A 3,306-nucleotide genomic window follows, 5' to 3' on the forward strand; every position below is an offset into this window, starting at 1 on the left:
TCCAGCTGACCCCGGATTTCGAGATGGCCGAGTTCAAACGTCAGGACCTGGTGTACGAGAAAGAAGATCTTTTGATCTCCGGCCCCGGCAAAAACCCTGATTACAACTTCTATCGTGTTGCAGGTATGGCAATCGCTGGCAAGCCGAAAGGCTCTGCGCAGAACGAAGCCGAACCGATCAACGTGAAGAGCTTGCTGCCTTAAGGAAGAACGATGGAATTCGCTTTCTATTTCGCATCGGGTATCGCGGTGGTGTCCACGCTTCGTGTGGTCACCAACACCAACCCTGTGCACGCCCTGCTCTACCTGATCATCTCGTTGATCGCCGTGGCCATGACCTTCTTCGCACTCGGCGCACCGTTCGCCGGCGTGCTGGAAGTGATCGCCTACGCCGGCGCCATCATGGTGCTGTTCGTGTTCGTGGTGATGATGCTGAACCTGGGCCCTGCCTCGGTTCAGCAGGAACGCACCTGGCTCAAGCCCGGCATCTGGGCGGGGCCGGTGATTCTCGCCGCCCTGCTGCTGGCCGAACTGCTGTATGTGCTGTTCGCTCACCAGAGCGGCCAGGCCATCGGCCACACCACCGTCGATGCAAAAGCCGTGGGCGTCAGCCTGTTCGGTCCGTATCTGCTGGTGGTCGAACTCGCCTCGATGCTGCTGCTCGCCGCAGCCGTCACGGCGTTCCATTTGGGCCGTAACGAGGCGAAGGAGTAAGACATGCCTGCTATCCCTCTCGAGCATGGATTGGCCGTTGCCGGCATCCTGTTCTGCCTTGGTCTGGTCGGCCTGATGGTCCGCCGCAACATTTTGTTCGTGTTGATGAGTCTGGAAGTGATGATGAACGCCTCTGCCCTGGCCTTCATCGTTGCAGGCGCCCGTTGGGGCCAACCGGATGGACAGATCATGTTCATCCTGGTGATCAGCCTGGCAGCCGCCGAGGCCAGTATTGGTCTGGCGATCCTGCTGCAACTGTATCGCCGCTTCCACACGCTCGATATCGACGCTGCCAGTGAGATGCGCGGATGAACCTAATCTTTCTGACTTTTGTATTCCCTCTGATCGGTTTCCTGCTGCTGTCGTTCTCCCGTGGACGCTGGTCGGAAAACCTCTCGGCGCTGATCGGCGTGGGTTCCATTGGCCTGTCGGCGATTGTCGCCGCCTACGTCATCTGGCAATTCAACGTCGCGCCTCCCGAGGGCGGTCACTACACCCTGGTGCTGTGGAAGTGGATGGCGGTCGAAGGCTTCAAGCCTGACTTCGCCCTCTACGTCGACGGCCTGTCGATCACCATGCTCGGCGTGGTGGTGGGTGTCGGTTTCCTGATCCACCTGTTCGCGTCCTGGTACATGCGCGGCGAAGCGGGTTACTCGCGCTTCTTCTCGTACACCAACCTGTTTATCGCCAGCATGCTGTTCCTGGTGCTCGGCGATAACCTGTTGTTCCTGTACTTCGGCTGGGAAGGCGTGGGCCTGTGCTCGTACCTGTTGATCGGTTTCTACTACAGCAACCGCAACAACGGTAACGCCGCACTCAAGGCTTTCATCGTGACCCGGATCGGCGACGTGTTCATGGCCATCGGCCTGTTCATCCTGTTCCAGCAAGTGGGCACGCTGAACATTCAGGAACTGCTGGTGCTGGCACCGCAGAAATTCCAGGTCGGTGACTTCTGGATCACCCTGGCGACCCTGATGCTGCTGGGTGGCGCGGTCGGTAAATCGGCGCAACTGCCGCTGCAAACCTGGCTCGCGGACGCGATGGCTGGCCCGACCCCGGTGTCGGCACTGATCCACGCTGCAACCATGGTGACCGCCGGTGTCTACCTGATCGCCCGTACCCACGGTCTGTTCACCCTGGCGCCGGAAATCCTCCACCTGGTGGGCATCGTTGGCGGTGTGACCCTGGTTCTCGCAGGCTTCGCCGCACTGGTACAAACCGACATCAAACGTATCCTCGCCTACTCGACCATGAGCCAGATCGGCTACATGTTCCTGGCGCTGGGCGTTGGTGCCTGGGATGGCGCGATTTTCCACCTGATGACCCACGCCTTCTTCAAGGCCCTGCTGTTCCTTGCTTCCGGTGCGGTGATCGTTGCCTGCCACCACGAGCAGAACATCTTCAAGATGGGCGGTCTGTGGAAAAAACTGCCACTGGCCTACGCCAGCTTCATCGTCGGTGGTGCTGCACTGGCCGCCCTGCCACTGGTCACCGCCGGTTTCTACTCCAAGGACGAAATCCTCTGGGAAGCGTTCGCCAGCGGCAACCACGGTCTGCTCTACGCAGGTCTGGTCGGCGCGTTCATGACTTCGCTGTACACCTTCCGCCTGATCTTCATCACGTTCCACGGTGAAGCCAAGACTGAAGCCCACGCCGGTCACGGCATCGCTCACTGGCTGCCACTGTCGGTACTGATCGTGCTGTCGACCTTCGTCGGCGCCATGATCGTTCCGCCGCTGCACGGCGTTCTGCCAGAAAGCGTTGGCCATGCCGGTGGCGAAGCCAAGCACAGTCTGGAAATCGCTTCGGGCGCCATCGCCCTGGCCGGTATCCTGCTGGCAGCGCTGCTGTTCCTCGGCAAGCGTCGCTTCGTGACGGCGATCGCCAACAGCGGCATCGGCCGTTTCCTTTCGGCCTGGTGGTTCGCTGCCTGGGGCTTCGACTGGATCTACGACAAACTGTTCGTCAAGCCGTACCTTGCGATCAGCCATGTACTGCGCAGAGACCCGCTCGACCAGACCATCGGTCTGATCCCGCGTATGGCCAAAGGCGGTCACACCGCCCTGAGCCGCACCGAGACCGGTCAACTGCGTTGGTATGCCGCCTCGATGGCTGCTGGTGCCGTGCTGGTAATCGGCGCCATCGTGCTGGTAGCGGTCTGATATGAACCTTGCGAATTTGCGAAAGGAAACGAGCCCGTCATGATTCTGCCTTGGCTAATCCTGATCCCCTTCATCGGCGGCCTGCTGTGCTGGATGGGTGAGCGCTTCGGCGCTACCCTCCCCCGCTGGATTGCGCTGTTGACCATGACCCTGGAACTCGCCCTCGGCCTCTGGCTGTGGGCCCACGGTGACTATTCATTTGCTCCGGCGCCTGGCGCCGATCCGACATGGGCGCTTGAGTTCAAGCACGTCTGGATCCAGCGCTTCGGCATCAACGTGCACCTGGCCCTGGGCGGGGGGGGGGGGGGTGGTGGTGTTGTTGGTTTTTCTTTAGTGACTGGTGCTCGCCCCCCCCCCCCCCCCCCCCCCCCCCCCCCCCGCTCCCACATGGGTTCCATGTTGTTCTGCCGATTCAGGTTCGGGTGGCGCCG

General features: G+C 61.0%; 3 protein-coding genes and 2 pseudogenes. All 5 read left to right on the top strand.

All coding sequences use genetic code 11. The annotated features are described in order from the left end of the window. Nucleotides 1-203 (top strand): annotated as a pseudogene (locus ACIOUG_RS26805) (NADH-quinone oxidoreductase subunit I); the annotation flags it as partial. Nucleotides 204-212: 9 nt separating this feature from the next. Next, on the top strand, nucleotides 213-713 hold the full coding sequence (nuoJ, locus tag ACIOUG_RS26810) for an NADH-quinone oxidoreductase subunit J (RefSeq protein ID WP_003223793.1): 501 nt from the start codon (nucleotides 213-215) through the stop codon (nucleotides 711-713). Nucleotides 714-716: 3 nt separating this feature from the next. Next, a complete protein-coding gene (gene nuoK / locus ACIOUG_RS26815) occupies nucleotides 717-1,025 on the top strand; it encodes an NADH-quinone oxidoreductase subunit NuoK (protein WP_003223790.1) in 309 nt (102 codons plus the stop codon). After that, nucleotides 1,022-2,875: an NADH-quinone oxidoreductase subunit L gene (nuoL, locus tag ACIOUG_RS26820; RefSeq protein ID WP_003223787.1), complete on the top strand. Its 1,854-nt coding sequence runs from the start codon at nucleotides 1,022-1,024 to the stop codon at nucleotides 2,873-2,875. The genes nuoK and nuoL overlap by 4 nt, the downstream gene beginning before the upstream one ends. Nucleotides 2,876-2,914: 39 nt before the next feature. Next, nucleotides 2,915-3,172 (top strand): annotated as a pseudogene (locus tag ACIOUG_RS26825) (NADH-quinone oxidoreductase subunit M); the annotation flags it as partial. Nucleotides 3,173-3,306 lie beyond the last annotated feature (134 nt).

It is taken from the genome of Pseudomonas sp. NPDC087803 (assembly GCF_044742995.1).
GTDB lineage: Bacteria > Pseudomonadota > Gammaproteobacteria > Pseudomonadales > Pseudomonadaceae > Aquipseudomonas.